16 protein-coding genes are annotated in these 18,827 nt (G+C 76.4%); 13 read left to right on the forward strand and 3 right to left on the reverse strand.

Features of this window, described 5'->3' with window-relative positions; all coding sequences use genetic code 11:
• The first annotated feature begins 68 nt into the window (after positions 1 to 68).
• From recD2 to ACI79V_RS12050, 5 genes are all read left to right on the forward strand, one after another.
• Positions 69 to 2,339, forward strand: a complete 2,271-nt coding sequence (gene recD2, locus ACI79V_RS12030) for an SF1B family DNA helicase RecD2 (protein ID WP_456889519.1) — start codon at positions 69 to 71, stop codon at positions 2,337 to 2,339.
• Positions 2,340 to 2,599: 260 nt separating this feature from the next.
• Positions 2,600 to 4,048, forward strand: coding sequence for a hypothetical protein (locus tag ACI79V_RS12035; protein WP_456889521.1), 1,449 nt, complete (start codon positions 2,600 to 2,602; stop codon positions 4,046 to 4,048).
• Between the two features lie 83 nt (positions 4,049 to 4,131).
• Positions 4,132 to 5,181: a CRISPR-associated protein Cas4 gene (locus ACI79V_RS12040; protein ID WP_456889523.1), complete on the forward strand. Its 1,050-nt coding sequence runs from the start codon at positions 4,132 to 4,134 to the stop codon at positions 5,179 to 5,181.
• 79 nt (positions 5,182 to 5,260) lie between these two features.
• Positions 5,261 to 5,533: a hypothetical protein gene (locus ACI79V_RS12045; protein WP_456889525.1), complete on the forward strand. Its 273-nt coding sequence runs from the start codon at positions 5,261 to 5,263 to the stop codon at positions 5,531 to 5,533.
• Between the two features lie 111 nt (positions 5,534 to 5,644).
• Positions 5,645 to 6,001, forward strand: a complete 357-nt coding sequence (locus tag ACI79V_RS12050; RefSeq protein WP_456889527.1) for a hypothetical protein — start codon at positions 5,645 to 5,647, stop codon at positions 5,999 to 6,001.
• 27 nt (positions 6,002 to 6,028) lie between these two features.
• Here ACI79V_RS12050 and ACI79V_RS12055 read toward each other — a convergent pair whose 3' ends face one another.
• Positions 6,029 to 7,003 (reverse strand): zinc-binding dehydrogenase, encoded by a 975-nt coding sequence (locus ACI79V_RS12055; RefSeq protein ID WP_456889529.1) that lies wholly within the window; start codon positions 7,001 to 7,003, stop codon positions 6,029 to 6,031.
• 86 nt (positions 7,004 to 7,089) lie between these two features.
• Positions 7,090 to 7,953 (reverse strand): response regulator transcription factor, encoded by an 864-nt coding sequence (locus ACI79V_RS12060; protein ID WP_456889530.1) that lies wholly within the window; start codon positions 7,951 to 7,953, stop codon positions 7,090 to 7,092.
• A gap of 413 nt (positions 7,954 to 8,366) precedes the next feature.
• Between ACI79V_RS12060 and ACI79V_RS12065 the strand changes: the two genes are divergently transcribed.
• From ACI79V_RS12065 to ACI79V_RS12075, 3 genes are all read left to right on the forward strand, one after another.
• Positions 8,367 to 9,176, forward strand: a complete 810-nt coding sequence (locus ACI79V_RS12065) for an AfsR/SARP family transcriptional regulator (RefSeq protein ID WP_456889532.1) — start codon at positions 8,367 to 8,369, stop codon at positions 9,174 to 9,176.
• Between the two features lie 167 nt (positions 9,177 to 9,343).
• Positions 9,344 to 9,544, forward strand: coding sequence for a hypothetical protein (locus tag ACI79V_RS12070; protein ID WP_456875937.1), 201 nt, complete (start codon positions 9,344 to 9,346; stop codon positions 9,542 to 9,544).
• A gap of 84 nt (positions 9,545 to 9,628) precedes the next feature.
• Positions 9,629 to 10,798: a serine hydrolase domain-containing protein gene (locus ACI79V_RS12075; protein WP_456889534.1), complete on the forward strand. Its 1,170-nt coding sequence runs from the start codon at positions 9,629 to 9,631 to the stop codon at positions 10,796 to 10,798.
• 98 nt (positions 10,799 to 10,896) lie between these two features.
• Here ACI79V_RS12075 and ACI79V_RS12080 read toward each other — a convergent pair whose 3' ends face one another.
• Positions 10,897 to 11,664, reverse strand: a complete 768-nt coding sequence (locus tag ACI79V_RS12080) for an IclR family transcriptional regulator (RefSeq protein WP_456889535.1) — start codon at positions 11,662 to 11,664, stop codon at positions 10,897 to 10,899.
• Between the two features lie 89 nt (positions 11,665 to 11,753).
• Between ACI79V_RS12080 and hutH the strand changes: the two genes are divergently transcribed.
• From hutH to hutI, 5 genes are read left to right on the forward strand one after another with little or no spacing between them, the layout of a single operon-like run.
• A complete protein-coding gene (gene hutH, locus ACI79V_RS12085) occupies positions 11,754 to 13,316 on the forward strand; it encodes a histidine ammonia-lyase (RefSeq protein ID WP_456889537.1) in 1,563 nt (520 codons plus the stop codon).
• 38 nt (positions 13,317 to 13,354) lie between these two features.
• Positions 13,355 to 15,055 carry a urocanate hydratase gene (locus ACI79V_RS12090; protein WP_456889538.1) on the forward strand — a complete coding sequence of 567 codons (1,701 nt, stop codon included), beginning with the start codon at positions 13,355 to 13,357 and terminating at the stop codon, positions 15,053 to 15,055.
• Positions 15,052 to 16,311, forward strand: a complete 1,260-nt coding sequence (locus tag ACI79V_RS12095) for an allantoate amidohydrolase (RefSeq protein WP_456889540.1) — start codon at positions 15,052 to 15,054, stop codon at positions 16,309 to 16,311. The genes ACI79V_RS12090 and ACI79V_RS12095 overlap by 4 nt, the downstream gene beginning before the upstream one ends.
• Positions 16,308 to 17,654, forward strand: a complete 1,347-nt coding sequence (locus ACI79V_RS12100; protein ID WP_456889541.1) for a formimidoylglutamate deiminase — start codon at positions 16,308 to 16,310, stop codon at positions 17,652 to 17,654. The genes ACI79V_RS12095 and ACI79V_RS12100 overlap by 4 nt, the downstream gene beginning before the upstream one ends.
• Positions 17,651 to 18,808 (forward strand): imidazolonepropionase, encoded by a 1,158-nt coding sequence (hutI, locus tag ACI79V_RS12105; protein ID WP_456889543.1) that lies wholly within the window; start codon positions 17,651 to 17,653, stop codon positions 18,806 to 18,808. Before ACI79V_RS12100 ends, hutI begins: the two co-directional genes overlap by 4 nt.
• Positions 18,809 to 18,827 lie beyond the last annotated feature (19 nt).

Raw genomic sequence — 18,827 nt, forward strand, 5'->3', positions numbered from 1 at the left:
CGGGGCGCCGCGGATCCCCCGGACGTGTGACCATCGGGAGCCGGACGGCACCAGCGAGGGGACGGCAGGTGGCAGAGGCGCGGGCCGGGGCGGTGCTGGAGGCGACGCTGGAGCGGATCACCTTCGCCAACGCCCAGACCGGCTACACCGTGGCGCGCGTGGACACCGGCCGGGGCGGTGACCTGGTCACCGTGGTCGGCTCGCTGCTGGGCGCGCAGCCGGGGGAGACGCTGCGGCTGCGGGGGCGGTGGGGGTCGCACCCGCAGTACGGCCGCCAGTTCCTGGTCGACGACTACACCACCGTGCTGCCGGCCACGGTCCAGGGCATCCGCCGCTACCTCGGTTCCGGCCTGGTCAAGGGCATCGGGCCGCGGCTGGCGGAGCGGATCGTCGACCACTTCGGCACCGACGCGCTGCGGGTGATCGAGGAGCAGCCGGCGCGGCTGGCCGAGGTGCCGAGCCTGGGACCGAAACGGACGCGGCTGATCACCGAGGCCTGGGAGGAGCAGCGGGCCATCAAGGAGGTGATGGTCTTCCTGCAGGGGGTGGGCGTGTCCACGTCGCTCGCGGTGCGCATCTACCGGCAGTACGGCGGCGCCTCGATCGGCGTGGTCCGCGCCGAGCCCTACCGTCTCGCCGCCGAGGTGTGGGGCATCGGCTTCCGCACCGCCGACACGATCGCGGCCGCCGTGGGCATCCCGCACGACAGCACGCAGCGGGTCGAGGCTGGCGTCCAGTTCGTCCTCTCCGAGGCGACCGGGCAGGGGCACTGCTACCTGCCCGAGGCCGAGCTGGTCGCCCGGGCGGTCGAGATGCTGCAGGTCCCCGCCGACCTGGTGGGTCACTGCCTGGCGCTGCTGGTGGCCGACCAGAACGTGATCCGCGAGGAGTTCCCCGGCGCCGACGGCGAGCCGCCGACGGTCGCCTACTACCTCGTCCCCTTCCACCGGGCCGAGGTCTCCCTCGCCGCGGGGCTGCGCAGGCTGGCCACGGCCGACACCGACCGGATGCCGGCGTTCGGCACGGTGGACTGGGACGCCGCGCTGGCCTGGCTGCAGCGGCGCACCGGCGCCGAGCTCGCCCCCGGCCAGCAGGAGGCGGTCCGCCTGGCCCTGACCGAGAAGGTCGCCGTCCTCACCGGTGGCCCCGGCTGCGGCAAGAGCTTCACGGTCCGCTCCGTGGTCACCCTCGCCGCGGCCAAGGGCGCCCGGGTGCTGCTGGCCGCCCCCACCGGCCGGGCGGCCAAGCGGCTGACCGAGCTGACCGGGGTCGACGCGGTGACGGTGCACCGGCTGCTGGAGCTGCGGCCGGGCGGGGACGCCGCCTACGACCGGGACCGGCCGCTGGACGCCGACCTGGTCGTGGTCGACGAGTCCTCGATGCTCGACCTGCTGCTGGCCAACAAGCTGGTGCGGGCCGTCGCCCCGGGGGCGCACCTGCTGCTGGTCGGCGACGTCGACCAGCTGCCCTCGGTGGGCGCCGGGGAGGTGCTGCGCGACCTGCTCGCCGCCGGCACCCCCGTCCCGCACGTGCGCCTGACGCAGGTGTTCCGGCAGGCCAGCCGGTCGGGGGTGGTGACCAACGCCCACCGGATCAACGCCGGCACCCTGCCCCAGGTCCGCGGCCTCGACGACTTCTTCCTGTTCAGCACCGACGACGCCGAGGAGGCCGCCCGGCTCACCGTCGACGTCGCCGTCCGGCGGATCCCGGCCCGCTTCGGCCTCGACCCCCGCCGCGACGTGCAGGTGCTGACCCCGGTGCACCGCGGGCCTGCCGGCGCCGCCGCGCTCAACGAGCTGCTGCAGGAGGCGCTCACCCCGGCCCGGCCCGACCGGCCCGAGAAGCGCTTCGGCGGGCGGGTGTTCCGCGTCGGGGACAAGGTCAGCCAGGTCCGCAACGACTACGACAAGGGCCGCAACGGGGTCTTCAACGGCACCCAGGCGGTCGTCACCGCCGTCGACGCCGTCGAGCAGGTCCTCACCGTCGTCACCGACGAGGGGGAGGAGATCGCCTACGACTTCGGCGAGCTCGACGAGCTGGTGCACGCCTACGCGGTCACCGTCCACCGCTCGCAGGGCAGCGAGTACCCCTGCGTCGTCGTCCCGCTGACCACCAGCGCCTGGACGATGCTGCAGCGCAACCTGCTCTACACGGCGGTCACCCGCGCCAAGCAGCTCGTCGTGCTGGTCGGCTCGCCGCGGGCGCTCGGCCAGGCGGTGCGCGCCACCGGCTCGGGCCGGCGGCACACCGCGCTGGCCCGCCGCCTCCGCGGGGGACCGCGCGCCGGCGCCGTCCCGGCCGTGCCCGCCGGCGTGGGACGGGGCGCGGGACGGGGCTGATCGCGGGCCCGACGCCGCCGCAGCGGTACGTGCACACACCGCTGCGCACGCCGCCCCGCGGCAGCGGCACGTGCACACACCGCGTGCCGGACGCCGGTTACGCCCACGGCGAACGGCCGATGCGACACGCCGGCGGGGGGACGCTGACCTGCGACTTCTCCCGACGCGGCGCGTCGCGCTTGCGCGGGGGCCCCGAATGTGTCGGTACCCCTCCCTAGATTCCGGATCGACATCTTCCCCGTGTCGACAAGGAGTCCCCCATGGCCGCCTCTGGCCTCAAGACCCGCAAGCCCACCGGCCGTGTGCCGTGGCCCTGCATCCTCCTCGAGGGCGAGGAGAAGGCGGGCAAGAGCTGGGCGCTGGCGCAGTTCAGCGCCAGCGACAAGATCGGTGCGCTGTACTGGATCGACCTCAACGAGGGCGCCGGTGACGAGTACGGCGCCATCCCCGGCGCGAACTACCAGATCATCGAGCACGACGGCTCCTACGCCCAGGTGCTCGCCGCGGTCCAGGCGGTCAAGTCCCACGCCCGCCGCGCCGCCGACGCCGGCGAACCGCCGGTGGTGCTCGGCATCGACACCGGCTCGGCCATCTGGGACGGCCTGAAGGACTGGGCCAGCGACCGCGCGTCGAAGTCCGCCCGCAACCGCGAGCTGCTCAAGCGCGACCCCAACGCCGAGATCACCATCAGCCAGAACCTGTGGAACGACGCCGGCGCCCGCTGGCGGAAGCTGCAGACCGAGCTGCTGACCTTCCCCGGGATCGTCGTGGTGACCGCCCGCGGCAAGGAGGTCACCGAGGTCGACGCCAACGGCCGCCCGATCGAGGGGCACAAGACCTGGTCGGTGCAGACCCACCGGGAGTTCCCGTACGCGGCCAGCGTGTGGATGCGGCTGCGCCGCGGACGGCGGCCGCTGATCGTCGGCGCGCGCAGCGTGCACGTCGGGATCAAGCCCAACGACGACCCGGCCAGGGAGGTCACCGACCCGAAGGCCACCGGCCGGCTGCTGGAGTGGCTGGTGTTCGACGCCCTCAAGTGCGACCCGGGCACCGCGCACGTCCGCGACCTCGTGCCGTTCCACGGCGGCGGGCTGCTCGACCACGAGCGGACCGAGGAGGCCGCGGCCGGCCGCCCCGGACGGCGGGAGCGCACCGACGAGCCGGACGTCTCCGACCTGGTCGCCCGCATCGGCGACGCCGCGCACGACGACGACCTGCGCGAGATCTGGGCGCACGCCAACCGCGCCGCGTGGCTCCAGGTCGAGGTGCCGACCCCGGGTGGGCCGTACACCATCGGCGAGCTGATCCAGGCCCGGCACGAGCAGTTCCTCGAGGCGTCGATGGCCAACCACCCGGCCGGGCGCCGCCGGGCCGCGGCCGGGACCGCTCCGCAGACGCCGGCCGCGGTGGTGGAGGCCGCCCGGACCGCCGCGGCGGCCGCCCGCCCGGCCGCCGAGCGGGAGGCCCCGCCGGCGAACCCGCTGCTGGAGCCCTCGCCGACCCCGGACGACCCGCGCGAGCGCCGGCTCAACGCGGCGCGGCGGGGCGTGCTGGCCAGCCTCGAGGCCCTCGGCGTGACCGAGGAGCAGATCGGCGCCCGGTTCGGCCGGCCCGCCGAGCAGGTGGCCACCAAGCGGCTGACCGCCCTGGTGCGCGACGTCATCGCCACGCAGCGGGCGGCCTCCGACGACAGCACGGACGTCGCCTGAGCCGTCCCGGGGGGGGGGGGGGGGGGGGGGGGGGGGGGGGGGCCGCCCCCCCCCCCCCCCCCCCCTGACCGGAGGAAGAGGCGATGACCGCCGTCCTGCCCGCCCGTCCCAGCGCCGCCGAGCGACGGGCCGCCCCCAGTCTGGCCGCGGCGGTCCGCGACCTCGACAGCCGCCGCGCCCGCTCCCGCCAGCGGATGATCGGCGCCTCCGAGCTCGGCGAGTGCCGCCGCCGGGCCGCCTACCGGATCGGCCGCCGCCGGCCGACCAACACCCGCACCGGACTGCAGGCCTTCATCGGCACCGAGCTGCACCGCGGCGTGCTGCGCGCGCTACGCCGCCAGTACGGCGGCCTGACCGAGGTGCGCCTCGCCAGCGAGCAGGTCAAGGGCCGCTGCGACTGGTGGCACGAGCCGGTGGTCGAGGACCTCAAGACGACGTCCCGGTTCGGCTTCGAGCGGGTCCTCACCCGCGGCGTCCCGGTGCGGCACTGGTTCCAGGTCGCCGTCTACGCCTGGCTGCTGCGCACCGGGCAGACCGCCGACCGCCGGCTGCCGGCCGCCACCGGGCAGGACGTCGACGGGCTGCGCCTGCGCTACCTCTCGCGCGACTCCGGTGAGGACGTCGTGTTCGAGGCCGAGAACGACCCGTCACTGACCGCCGAGGCGATCATGTGGCTCACCGACGTCTACGCCACCGTCGAGGACGAGGGCGTCGACGCCGTCCCCCGCGACGGGTTCGGTCCCGGCGTGGACTCCATGTGCGACTGGTGTCCCTTCCTCGACCTGTGCTGGGGCCCGCCGGTCGACCTCGACACCGAGGGCGAGGTCTCTCGCCAGTCGCGCCTGACGGTCACCGACGAGGACTACGTCGCGGCCGTCCACGAGTACGACGCCTGGCGGGCCGCCGAGACCGAGGCCCGGCGGCACAAGGACTACGCGCGGGAACGGCTGCGGGGCCGGTCCGGGCCGGCGGGTGACCTGCACTGCGAGTGGTCCGGTGGCGGGCTGCGCACGCAGGTGGACAAGGACGCCGCCGTCGAGCGGCTGGTCGAGCTCGGCGAGGTGCTGCCCACCCGCACGACCCGCAGCGCGCAGTCGATCCGGGTCGTCCGGACCGGCACCCGGGAGGACTGAGCCGGCGGTGGCGCGGTGTCACCCCTCGGGTGCATCATCGAACACACGTTCGAACGCATGCGACAGCCTGGAGGTCCCGATGGCCACCGTCCCCACGTCCCAGCTGCCCGCCGGGGAACCGGTCCTGACCACCGACGTCGTGGGTACCGACTTCGGCCTCCCGCTGGTCCGGCCCACCAAGACCCGGCAGGACAGCCGGGTGCGGGTGGTGCGCTCGCACTGCCGGGCGCACGGTGGGGTGGTCGTCTGGTTCACCGACGGCACGAAGACCCCGCCGCTGCACGGGCGCACGACCTGGGTCCTCGCCGGGCCGGAGCCGGGTGACCACCCCGCCGAGCGGGTGGTGGCCTGACGCGGCCCGGCCGCACCGGCCCGCATGGGGAGAACTGCGTACAGACAGCGGGATCCCGCCGCTCCTAGGGTCCGCTGGTCGGTCGCCGTCACCGCAGCCTCGGGGGACGCCATGTCGCTGCTCTGCATCCACCTCTGCTGGGACGACGCCGGCCCGCGGCAGCACGCCGGCCTCCGGCAGCTGCTGCCGCCGGTCCGGCTGGACGACCGCGGGCCCTGTCTGCACCGCCGCACGTGGCTCGCCGGTGACCGGGTGCTCGGCGTCGAGGTGTGGTCCGACGACGACGCCGCGAGCCGGCACCTCGCCGACCTGCCGGCCAACTCGCGAGCCGCCGGTCTGGAGGCGCCGACCGTCGTCGTCCTGGTGTGGCCCGACGTGTACCGGGCGCTGCTGCCGGGCTTGCTCGGGCCCTCGGAGGCGGAGGCCGCCGAGCCGGCCGGACGGTCGCCCGCCGCCCCGGCGCGCTGAGCGCGCACCGCCGCGGCCGGCGCGGCGTCAGGTCATGTCGACGGCGATCTTGAGCTGCCCGGGACGGGGGGTGATCGCGGCGGTGAAGGCCGCCTCCACGTCGGCGACGGGGTGGACGTGGGTGACGTAGCAGTCGCGCAGCGCGGGGGAGGCCGCCAGGTGCGCGCCGGCGTCGGCCAGCACCCGGCGCCGCTCCAGGGTGACCCCCGAGCGCAGGGTCAGGTTCTTGCGCAGGAACGTCATCATGTCGAAGGGGTAGACCGGGTCGTCCGGCACGCCGAAGTAGAAGACCTGGCCGCCGGGCGCGACCGCGTCCAGGGCCGGCTGCAGCGTCGAGACCTGGTGTCCGACGGCCTCCACCACGACCGTCGGCCGGTCGGCGTCGGACAGCGAGCCGGCCCACCGCTCGGCGCGGGCGGTGACCGTCTCGTCGACGCCGAAGGCGGATGCGACGTCGCTGCGGTCCACCGGGTCGACGCCGGTGACCCGCGCCGCGCCCCGGGCCTTGAGGACGGAACCGAAGAGCAGGCCGATCGGGCCCTGGCCGATCACCGCGACGGCCTGTCCCGAGACGTCGCCGAGCTGTTCGACGGCGTAGAGGACGCAGGCCAGCGGCTGCAGCATCACGGCGGTGGTGGCCGGCAGGCCGGCGTCGAAGGGGGCGAGCCCGTCGCCGTCGGTGACCACGAGCTCGGCGATGCCGTCGAACATCGACGCCCAGCCCACGACGAGGTCGCCGGGGGAGTGGGCGGGGTGCCGGCTGGCGACGACCTCCCCGACGATCTCGTGCATCGGGAAGCCCGGCGCCCGCGTGGCACCCCAGCCGTCCTCGGCGGCCGGGTGGGGCCACACCCCGCCGCGGAAGTTGGGCAGGTCGCTGCCGCAGATGGCGCCGGCGCGGGTGGCCAGCAGCACGTGCCCGGGCGTCAGGGCCGCGGGGTCGGGAGCCGCGACCTCGACCTGCTCGAAGCGGAACGGGCCGCGCAGCGTCTGTGCCCACATGGGGGTGTCTCCGTCCTGCCGGTCGGTGGGTCCGGCCTGCAGCATCACCGCGGTCGGGTGCGGCGGCCAGTGCGGCGGTGCGCGACTCACCGGACCCGAGGCGCGGCGGGCAGGGAGTCCCCGCTGCGGGGGCGGGGGATCGCCGGTGCGGCGTCGCCGACCCCGCGTCGCCGGGCGGGTCCGGGAGGCGGGACCAGCAGGCCGGCGTCGCGGGCCCGCTGGACCGCCACGAGCCGGTCGCGCACCCCGAGCTTGCGGTACAGGTGCTCGAGGTGTTTGTGCACCGTCCGCGGCGAGGTCTCCAGCCGGCGGGCGATGGCCTGGGCCGTGAAGCCCTCCCCGAGGAGTCCGAGGACGGCGAACTCACGTTCGGTCAGGCCGAGGTCGCGGCCGCGTCCGCACTGCTCCTCCGGTACGCCGTGGAGGACGCGGTGCTGGCGGAACAGTGCGGCCAGGGCGGGGAGGACCAGCCGGGCCAGTTCGGCGTCGGCGTCGGCGTAGTCGTCGTCCGGGCGGCACACCACGTAGCCCTCGATCCCGTCGCCCACGCGCAGCGGCAGGGACAGCTGGTGGGCGATCCCGAGGGGACGGGCGACGTCCGACCACTCCGCCGCCATCCTGGCGGGGGCCACCTCCGGAGGCACTCGACCCAGGATCTGGGGTGCGGCGCTGCCCGTGACGGAGTGCCAGCGGATGAGCGGCTGAGTGGTGGCGTCGGGGACGACACCGGGCGGCGGGGTCGTCGGCAGGTAGCCATCCGGCCAGCCCGCGACGACGTGGTCCACCCACGTGCGGTCGACGACGTTCAACGAACAGCAGGCCGCGTCGAAGGACCGGAGGAGCAGGTCTGCCACCTGCGCGTGCGGGAACTCGCCCGCCCCGGGCTGCCGCTGCAGGACGTCACCGACGAGCTCCAGCCATGCGGCGTGCCATGCCGTGGTGCGCGACACGCCACTCACCGTATCCGGCCGGTGTCGGTGCGGTAGGGCCTTCTGTCACGGCTCGCTCCCGGCGGGATGTGGCGATCCTGCCTCCGCCGTCGGCGCCGGCCCATACGCAGGTGTGCGTACGGCCCCGGCGGGTGGGCGTGACTAGCTTTGCTGTCCCGCATCTCGTGTGCGTCTGTCCAGGGGGAGACATGTCGGTCGGGGTCGTGCACCTGCGTGTGAAAACCACCAACGCTGATGACCGTGCTCGGTCCCGACCGAGCTGCGCCACCTGACCCGCCGACCCATCCAGCGCCGGGACGGCCGTCGCCCGCCCGCCAGGGCCGGTGCCTGCTGCCGCCTCCACGGCGGTGGTCCCGGTGTCCTCCGTGCGATGTGCCGCCTCCTCACTCGTCCTGAGCAGAAGGACCCCTCACGTGGACCGTCCACCCCACGTCACCCTGCTCGACGGCTTCTGTCTCGAGCTGCCCGGTCGCGGACGGCGGTCGGACTCCGACGACCTGCCCGGTGCGGTGCAGCGCCTGGTGGCGCACCTGTGCCTGTCCTCCAAGCCGAACCGGACGGTGACGGCCGGCCGGCTGTGGCCCGACGTCCCCGAGGACCACGCGCACGGCAGCCTGCGGTCGGCGCTGTGGCGCCTCAACAAGGCGGCACCGGGCCTGGTCGAGGTGTCGGGCAGCACCCTCCGGCTCGTGCCGGGCGTGCGGATCGACGTGCGCGACCTCAGCGCGTGGGCACGACGGGCCGTCGCGCCACCCGGTGACCCCGGCGACGTCGCCCTGCCCGACAGCGCCCTCCTCGGCGACCTGTTACCCGGGTGGTACGACGACTGGGTGCTGCTCGAACGCGAGCGGTTGCGGCAGCTCCGCATGCACGCGCTGGAGGCCGTGGCCGCCCGGCTGGCCTCGCTCGGTCGTCACGGCGAGGCGCTGCAGGCCGCCCACGCCGCGGTCCGCGCCGAACCGCTGCGGGAGAGCGCCCACCGGATGGTGGTCCGGATCCACCTGGCGGAGGGGAACGTGGCCGAGGCGGTCCGGGCCTACGAGCTCTTCCGGACCGTGCTGCACACCGAGCTGGGCGTGCTCCCGAGCGAGGAGATGACCCGGCTGCTCGGGCACGTCCCGCGGGTCCGCCGGACGCTGGCCGCGCAGCTGCCCCTGGCGCCGGGGCCGGCTCCCGGCCACCTCGCCGCGCCACCGGGACGGTGCCGGTCCGGCGGGCGGTGACGGGTCCGTGTCGCGGATCGCCCGGGACGTCCGGGCCGGTGGGTCCTCCGTCCGGGGGACTGCGCCGCGAGGCGTGACCTCTGAGCATGGCTCCTGACCCCGCGCCCGCACCGGGCGGTCGCGGGACGGGTACCGCGACGCCGCGCGGGGCCCGGAGGAGAGACGACGTGGCCGACCGCCCGAGTGCCGCCCTGCTGATCCGTGTCTGGCACGAGGAGGACGGGGAGCTGCGGGCCCGCCTGCTGACCCTGCGCGACGCCGCCCCGGGAGCGCCCGCGGAGGAGGTCACGGTGGCCGTGGCGTCGTCGACCGACGGCGTGCTCGACGCCGTCCGGACCTGGCTGGAGGACGTCACCCGCGGGTCCTGACCCCCAGCAGCGTCGACGGCACTGTTGACCGGGGACCACCGCCCACCCAGAGTGTGACCGGCACCACACGACCGAGGAGGGGTCATGGCGGCACGGGTGGACAGCAGGGGGATGGACGAGGTCCTGCGGCGGGCGGTCGACGGCGGGGCGGTGCCCAACGTGGTCGCCACGGCCGCGGACGCCGACGGACCCTTCTACGAGGGGGCCGCCGGCGGCCGGACGGCCGGCACGGACCAGCCGCTCGACGGCGGCACGCTCTTCCGGATCGCCTCGATGACGAAGATGGTCGCCACGGTCGCCGCCCTGCAGCTCGCCGAGCGCGGCGAGCTGGACCTGCAGGCGCCGGTCGACACGCTGGTCCCCTCCTGGTCGGAGCTGCAGGTCCTCGAGGGGTGGGACGGGGACACGCCACGGACCCGGCCGCCGGCGACCCGGGCCACCGTCCACCACCTGATCACCCACACCAGCGGTCTCACCTACTGGTTCTGGAACGCCGACATGGTCCGCTGGGAGAGCACCACGGGCACGCCCAACGTCCTGAGCGGCCGCCGCACGTGCCTGAGCGCGCCGCTGGTCGCCGACCCCGGCACGCGGTTCGAGTACGGCATCAACACCGACTGGCTCGGCCTGGTGGTCGAGGCGGTCTGCGGCCGCACGCTGGACAAGTACCTGGAGGAGAACGTCCTCGCGCCCCTGGGCATGACGCACACCACCTTCAGCCCGACGCCGGAGCAGCGGGCCGACCTCGTGCCCGTGCACGTCCGCGACCAGGACGGGCACTGGGTCGCCACCGACCTCGACTGGGCCGAGGAGGCCGAGTGGTGGGCCGGCGGGCACGGGCTGTACTCCACCCCGCGGGACTACCTGCGCTTCCAGCGGATGCTGCTCGGCGACGGCGAGCTCGACGGGGTGCGCATCCTGCGGCCGGAGAGCGTCGAGGCGGCCTTCACCAACCAGATCGGCGACCTGGAGTTCCCGAGCCGGATCGCGTCGGCCGACCCCTCGGTGACCCACCCCTGGAACGGCCCGGCGGGGCAGAAGTGGGGGTACGGCCTCCTGCTCACGACCGAGCAGCAGCCCGGCATGCGCGCCGTCGGCAGCGGTGCCTGGGCCGGGGTCTTCAACACGCACTTCTGGGTGGACCGGGCCAGCGGGGTCACCGGCGCCATCTACACCCAGTTCCTCCCGTTCATCCCGGAGGAGGCGATGGCGGTCTACGCCGACTTCGAGCGGGCGGTCTACGCCTCGCGCTGAGGACCGTCGACGGGACGCCCGGACGGGGGGGGGGGGGGGGGGGGCCCGCCCCCCCCCCCCCCCCCCCCCCCCCCCCCCCGCGGACGACAGCGGCCGGCTCACGGGCCCTGGCCGCCGATGAGCCGGCTGATCGCCCCCGCGGTGCGGGCGACGTGGGAGGCCAGGAACCGCTGCCGGCTCTCCCCGGGCACCTCCTGCTCGGGGAAGGTGAGCGCCACGCCGGCGAGGGGGTGCCCGGAGTGGTCGACCACCGCGGCGCCCACCGAGGCGAAGCCCTCGGTGACCTCACCCTCCTCCAGGGCGTAGCCGCGCCGCCGCGTCTCGCCCAGCAGCCGGCGCAGCGCCGACAGCGAGCGGGGCCCGCGCTCGTTGCGCAGGACGAAGCTGCCCGCGGTGGGGAACAGCGCGCGCACCGCGGCCGGCGGGAGGACGGCCAGCACCGCCCGGCCGCTGGCGGTCAGCTGCGCCGGCAGCCGGACGCCGACGTCGGTGACCAGCGGTGCCCGCCCGCGGGCGCGCTCCTCGATGACGTAGACGACGTCGCGACCGTGCAGCACGGCCAGGTGGGACGTGTGCCCGGTGCGGTCGGTCAGCTCCGACAGCGGCCGCCGGGCCAGCCGCTGCAGCGGCTCCTGGCGGGTGAACCCGCTGCCGAGCTCGTAGGCGCTGACCCCGAGGCCGTACCGGCGCTCGCCGGGCAGGTGGACGACGAAGCCGGTGGCGGTGAGCTCCCCGAGCAGGTGGTACGTCGTCGAGCGGGGCAGCCCGAGCTCCCGGGCAAGCGCCGCCGCGGGCACCGGCCCGGCCTGGTCGGCCAGGAACCGGAGGATCTCGAGCACCTGGCGCGCCGCGGGCACCTGGCCCACCGGACCTCCGATCGCCGATGTCTGGGATCCCAGACGGTATCTGCCGCAGGGGTCTACCGGGTGCCCGCGCGATGCCGTGGCATGGAGCGGTGATCACCAGCGACACCACTGCCACCGTCGCGATCGGCGTCGGGCCCGGCCCGTTGCGTGCCTCCGACGTCGTCGCCGTCGCCCGCGGCGGGGCCGCCGTCGTCCTCACCGCGGAGGCCGAGCGGGAGGTCGCCGCCAGCCGGGAGGTCGTCGAGGCGCTGGCCGGTGACGTCGTCGCCCACTACGGCGTGTCCACCGGCTTCGGCGCGCTGGCCACCCGGCACATCCCCGCCGAGCGGCGGGCGCAGCTGCAGCGCAGCCTGGTGCGCTCGCACGCCGCCGGGTCCGGACCGGAGGTGGAGCGGGAGGTGGTGCGGGCGCTGATGGTGCTGCGCCTGGCCACGCTGGCCACCGGCCGCACCGGCGTCCGCCTGGAGACCGCGCGCACCTACGCCGCGATGCTCAACGCGGGCATCACGCCGGTCGTCTCCGAGTACGGCTCGCTGGGCTGCTCCGGCGACCTCGCGCCGCTGGCGCACTGCGCGCTCGCCGCCACGGGGGAGGGCGAGGTCCGCGACGCCGCCGGGCGGCGCCGGCCGGCCGCCGAGGCCCTGGCCGCCGCCGGCATCGAGCCGGTGGTGCTGGCCGAGAAGGAGGGCCTGGCGCTGGTCAACGGCACCGACGGCATGCTCGGCATGCTGGTGCTGGCCCTGGCCGACCTGCGCCTGCTGCTCCGGGTCGCCGACGTCACCGCCGCGATGAGCGTGGAGGCGCTGCTGGGCACCGACGCGGTCTTCGCCGCCGACCTGCAGGCGCTGCGCCCCCACCCCGGCCAGGCCGAGAGCGCGGCCAACCTGCGGGCGCTGCTCGCCGGCTCGGCGATCATGGCCAGCCACCGCGGGCCCGCGTGCACCCGGGTGCAGGACGCCTACTCGCTGCGCTGCTCGCCGCAGGTGCACGGCGCCGTCCGCGACACCGTCGCCCACGCCCGGCTGGTCGCCGACCGCGAGCTCGCCGCCGCCGTCGACAACCCGGTGGTCACCGCCGACGGGCGGGTCGAGAGCAACGGCAACTTCCACGGCGCGCCGGTCGCCTACGTGCTGGACTTCCTCGCCATCGCCGTGGCCGACCTGGCCTCGATCGCCGAGCGGCGGACCGACCGCTTCCTCGACGTCGCCCGCAACCACGGCCTGCCCGCCTTCCTCGCCGACGACCCGGGCGTCGACTCCGGGCACATGATCGCCCAGTACACGCAGGCGGCCATCGTCTCCGAGCTCAAGCGGCTGGCCGCCCCGGCCTCGGTCGACTCGATCCCCTCCAGCGCCATGCAGGAGGACCACGTGTCGATGGGCTGGTCGGCCGCCCGCAAGCTGCGCCGCGCCGTCGACGGGCTCACCCGCGTGCTGGCGGTCGAGCTGCTCACCGCGGCCCGCGCGCTCGACCTGCGCGCCCCGCTGACCCCCGCCCCGGCGACCGCGGCCGTCGTCGCCGCCGTCCGCGAGCACGTCGCCGGCCCCGGCCCCGACCGGTACCTCGCCCCCGAGATCGACGCCGTCCTCGCGCTCGTCGCCGACGGCACCGCCCTCGCGGCGGCCGAGTCGGTCACCGGCCCCCTCGTCTGAGCCCCCCAGGACCGTCCCCGCCCGGAAGGAAGCCCCCCATGGAAGGCGCCCGTCCCGTCCGTGCCGCCCGCGGCACGGCCCGCACCGCCCGCTCCTGGCAGACCGAGGCGCCGCTGCGGATGCTGATGAACAACCTCGACCCCGAGGTGGCCGAGCGCCCCGACGACCTCGTCGTCTACGGCGGCACCGGGCGCGCGGCCCGCAGCTGGGCCGCGTTCGACGCGATGGTCGCCACGCTGCGCGGGCTCGGGGACGACGAGACGATGCTGGTCCAGTCGGGCAAGCCCGTCGGCGTGGTGCGCACCCACGAGTGGGCGCCCCGGGTGCTCATCGCCAACTCCAACCTGGTCGGCGACTGGGCCACCTGGCCGGAGTTCCGCCGCCTGGAGCAGCTCGGGCTGACCATGTACGGGCAGATGACCGCCGGCTCGTGGATCTACATCGGCACCCAGGGCATCCTGCAGGGCACCTACGAGACCTTCGCCGCCGTGGCCGCGAAGCTCGCCGGCGCAGCCGGGCAGGGGCAGGGCGGCGGCACCCTGGCCGGCACGCTGACCGTGACCGGCGGCTGCGGCGGCATGGGCGGGGCGCAGCCGCTGGCCGTGACGCTCAACGGCGGTGTCTGCCTGGTCGTCGACGTCGACCCCGCCCGGCTGCACCGGCGGGTCGCGCAGCGCTACCTCGACGAGGTCGCCGACGACCTGGACGCCGCGGTCGCCCGGTGCGAGCAGGCGCGGCGGGACCGCACGCCGCTGTCGGTCGGCCTGGTGGGCAACTGCGCCACGGTCCTGCCCGAGCTGCTCCGCCGCGGCGTCGAGGCCGACGTCGTCACCGACCAGACCTCGGCCCACGACCCGCTGTCCTACCTGCCCGAGGGCGTGGACCTGGCCGACTGGCACGACCACGCCGAGCGGAAGCCGGCGGAGTTCACCGACCGGGCCCGCGCCTCGATGGCCCGGCACGTCGAGGCGATGGTCGGCTTCCAGGACGCCGGCGCCGAGGTCTTCGACTACGGCAACTCGATCCGCGACGAGGCCCGCCAGGGCGGCTTCGGCCGGGCCTTCGCCTTCCCCGGGTTCGTGCCGGCCTACATAAGGCCGCTGTTCACGCGGGGGATGGGCCCGTTCCGCTGGGCCGCGCTGTCCGGGGACCCGGCCGACATCCGGGCCACCGACGAGGCGGTCCTCGACCTGTTCCCCGACGACGACCACCTGCACCGGTGGATCCGGGCCGCGCAGGACAAGGTCGCCTTCCAGGGGCTGCCCGCGCGCATCTGCTGGCTCGGCTACGGCGAGCGCGAGCGGGCCGGAGGGCGGTTCAACGACATGGTCGCCTCCGGCGAGCTCGCGGCCCCCGTCGTCATCGGCCGCGACCACCTCGACTGCGGATCGGTCGCCTCGCCCTACCGCGAGACGGAGGGGATGGCCGACGGGTCGGACGCGATCGCGGACTGGCCGCTGCTCAACGCGCTGGTCAACACCGCCTCGGGCGCGTCCTGGGTGTCGATCCACCACGGCGGCGGCGTGGGCATCGGCCGCTCGATCCACGCCGGGCAGGTGACCGTCGCCGACGGCACCGCGCTCGCCGGGCAGAAGATCGAGCGGGTCCTCACCAACGACCCGGGCCTGGGCGTGCTGCGGCACATCGACTCCGGGGACGCGCCGGAGTCCGGCGACGACGCCGGCCCGCTCGCCGGGCACCCCGGAGGCGGCGTCCGGCTGCCGACGGCGGGCCGGTGAGCGCGCCGGACGCGGAGCGGACCGCGGCCGCCGCCTTCGACCGGATGTGGGCCGAGCTGGCGCCGGTCGGCCGGTGCGGGCGGACCGGCGGCTACCGCCGCTTCGCCTGGACACGGGAGGACGCCGCGCTGCGCGAGTGGTTCGCCGGGGCCTGCGCCGGGCGCGGCCTGGAGGTCGAGGTCGACCGGGCGGGCAACCAGTGGGCGTGGTGGGGCGACCCGGACGCCGCCGTGGCCGCCGGGACGCCGGGGGTGGTGGTCGGCTCGCACCTGGACTCGGTCCCCGACGGCGGCGCGTTCGACGGCCCGCTCGGCGTGGCCGGCGCCCTGGCCGCGGTCGACGGCCTGCGGGCGGCCGGGTTCGTCCCGTCCCGGCCGGTCGGGGTGGTCGCCTTCGCCGACGAGGAGGGCGCCCGGTTCGGGGTGGCGTGCGCGGGCTCGCGGCTCCTCACCGGCGCGCTCCCGGCCGAGCGGGCGCTGGGGCTGGTCGACGGCGAGGGCACGAGCATGGCGGAGGCGCTGACCGCGGCCGGGCGGGACCCCGCGCAGCTCGGCCGCGACGACCGCGCGCTGGCCCGCGTCGGCGCGTTCGTCGAGTTGCACGTCGAGCAGGGGTACGGCCTCGCCGGGCTCGGCCGGCCGGTGGCGGTCGGCACCGGCATCTGGCCGCACGGCCGGTGGCGGTTCGACCTGACCGGGCGGGCCGACCACGCCGGCACCACCCGGCTCGCCGACCGCGACGACCCGATGCTCGCCTTCGCCGCGCTGGTCCAGCGGGCGCGCGAGCTCGCGGTGCGGCACGGCGTCCTGGCCACCTGCGGCAAGGTCGTCGTCCGGCCCAACGGGGTCAACGCGATCCCCTCGTCGGTCACCGGCTGGCTCGACGCGCGCGGCGAGGACCCGGCGTCGGTGCGGGCGCTGGTCGAGGCCTTCGCCGGCACGGTGGGCGACCTCGGCGGGACGTTCGGCGAGGAGTCCTGGACCGGCGAGACGTCCTTCGACGCGTCCCTGACCGACCGGCTCGCCGCGTCGCTGGGCGGCGGGAACCCCGGCGGTGACCCCGGTGCCGTGCCCCGCCTGGCCACCGGAGCCGGGCACGACGCCGGGATCCTGGCCGCCGCCGGCGTCCCGGCCGCGATGCTCTTCGTCCGCAACCCGACCGGCGTCTCGCACTCGCCCGAGGAGTTCGCCGAGCCCGACGACTGCCACCGCGGGGTGCACGCCCTGGCCGCCGCGGTCGCCGACCTCGCCCGGTGACCGTCCTGTTCGCGCCGCACGCGCACCTGCCCGGCGGCGTGCGTCCGGACGTGCTCCTGGAGATCGACGGCGGGCGGTTCACCTCGGTGCGGGCGGGAGTGCCCGCGGCGGAGGTGCCGGCCGCCGCCGAGCGCCTGCCGGGGGTGGTCGTGCCCGGGTTCGCCGACGCGCACAGCCACGCGTTCCACCGGGCGCTGCGCGGCCGGACCTCCGCCGACGGCGGCACGTTCTGGACCTGGCGGGAGGCGCTGTACGCCCTCGCCGGGCGGCTGGACCCGGACGGCTACCTCGACCTCGCCCGGGCCGTCTACGCCGAGATGGCCCTGGCCGGGGTGAGCACGGTGGGGGAGTTCCACTACCTGCACCACGCGCCCGGCGGGCGCCGCTACGCCGATCCCAACGCGATGGCCGAGGCGCTGCGGCAGGCCGCGGCCGACGCCGGCGTCCGGCTCACCCTGCTCGACACCGCCTACCTGGCCGGCGGGCTCTCCGCGGCGGGGCACGCCCCGCTGGAGGGGGCGCAGCTGCGCTTCGGCGACGGCGACGTGCACCGCTGGGCCGAGCGGGTCGCGGCCCTGCGCGGCTCGGCCGGCTTCCGGGTCGGGGCCGCGGTGCACTCCGTGCGGGCCGTGCCGGCCGGGGACCTGCCGGTGGTCGTGGCCGCCGCCCGCGGCGGGCTCGGCGGGGCGGACCGGTCGCCGCTGCACGTGCACGTGTCCGAGCAGCCCGCCGAGAACGAGGCCTGCCTCGGCTGCTACGGCCGCACCCCGACCCGGCTGCTCGCCGACGCGGGGATCTGGGACGCCGCGTCGACCGCGGTGCACGCGACCCACCTGACCGCGGCCGACGTCGCCCTGCTCGGCGGGGCCGGGGCGACCGCCTGCCTGTGCCCCACGACCGAGCGGGACCTCGCCGACGGCATCGGCCCGGCCCGCGCGCTGCTCGACGCCGGGGCGTCGCTGAGCCTGGGCAGCGACCAGCACGCCGTCGTCGACCTGCTCGAGGAGGCCCGGGTGATGGAGGGACACGAGCGGCTGGCCACCCTGCGGCGCGGCCGGTTCACCCCCGGGCAGCTGCTGGCGGCGCTCACCGCGCACCGGAGCCTGGGCTGGGCCGACGCCGGCCGGATCGCCCCGGGGGCGCGGGCGGACCTCGTGGTGCTGCGCACCGCCACCGTGGGCACCGCGGGCGCGCTGCCGGAGCAGGTCCTGCTGGTGGCCTCGCGGGCCGACGTCGACACCGTGTACGTCGACGGCGTCCCCGTCGTGCAGGGCGGCCGGCACCGGCTGGGCGACGTCGGCGCGCTGCTCACCGCCGCGGTGGACCGGGTCTGGGCGTCGTGAGCGGCACCGTCGTCACGGGCATCGGCGAGCTGGTCACCAACGACCCCGCCGTCGGCGACGGGACCCCGCTGGGGGTCCTGCGCGACGCCGCCGTGGTGGTCGAGGACGGGCGGGTGCGGTGGACCGGGCCGGCCGCGGCCGCGCCGGCCGCCGACCGCCGGGTCGACGTCGGCGGCCGGGCGGTGGTGCCGGGGTTCGTCGACTCCCACACCCACCTGGTGTTCGCCGGCGACCGGGCCGCCGAGTTCGCCGCACGGATGGCGGGGGAGCCCTACGACGGCGGCGGCATCGCCACCAGCGTCGCGGCCACCCGCGCCGCCGGCGAGGCGGAGCTGGGTGCGCTGGTCGCCGCCCGGGTCGCGGAGATGCGCGCGCAGGGCACCACCACCGTCGAGATCAAGAGCGGCTACGGGCTGACGGTGGAGCACGAGGTCGCCTCGCTGGCCGTGGCCGGGGCCGCCACCCCCGAGACCACGTTCCTCGGCGCGCACGTGGTGCCGCCGGGCGCCGGGCGCGACGAGTACCTCGCGCTGGTCACCGGCGCGATGCTCCGGGCCTGCGCGCCGCTGGCCCGGTGGATCGACGTGTTCTGCGAGCCGGGCAGCCCCCGCGCGTTCGACGGCGACGAGGCGCGCGCGGTGCTGGTCGCCGGGCGGGCCGCCGGCCTGGGCCTGCGGGTGCACGGCAACCAGCTCGGACCCGGCCCCGGGGTGCAGCTGGCCGTCGAGCTCGGGGCGGCGAGCGTCGACCACTGCACGTTCCTGTCGGACGCCGACGTCGCGGCGCTGGCGGGCGGCGACACCGTCGCCACCCTGCTGCCCGGGGTCGAGTTCGCGACGCGCTCGCCCTATCCCGACGGGCGCGCGCTGCTCGACGCCGGGGTGACCCTCGCGCTGGCCAGCGACTGCAACCCCGGCACCTGCTACAGCTCCTCGATGCCGCTGATGATCGCCCTGGCGGTGCGGGAGATGCGGCTGACACCGGCCGAGGCGCTGTGGGCCGCCACGGCCGGGGGAGCGCGCGCGCTGCGCCGGACCGACGTCGGCACGCTCGCGGTCGGCGCCCGTGCCGACCTCGCCGTCCTCGCGGCGCCCAGCCACGTGCACCTGGCCTACCGCCCCGGCGTGCCGATCGCCTCGACCCTGGAGCTCTGAGCGCGCTCCGCCGCCCGCG

Source organism: Geodermatophilus sp. SYSU D00700, from assembly GCF_054050255.1.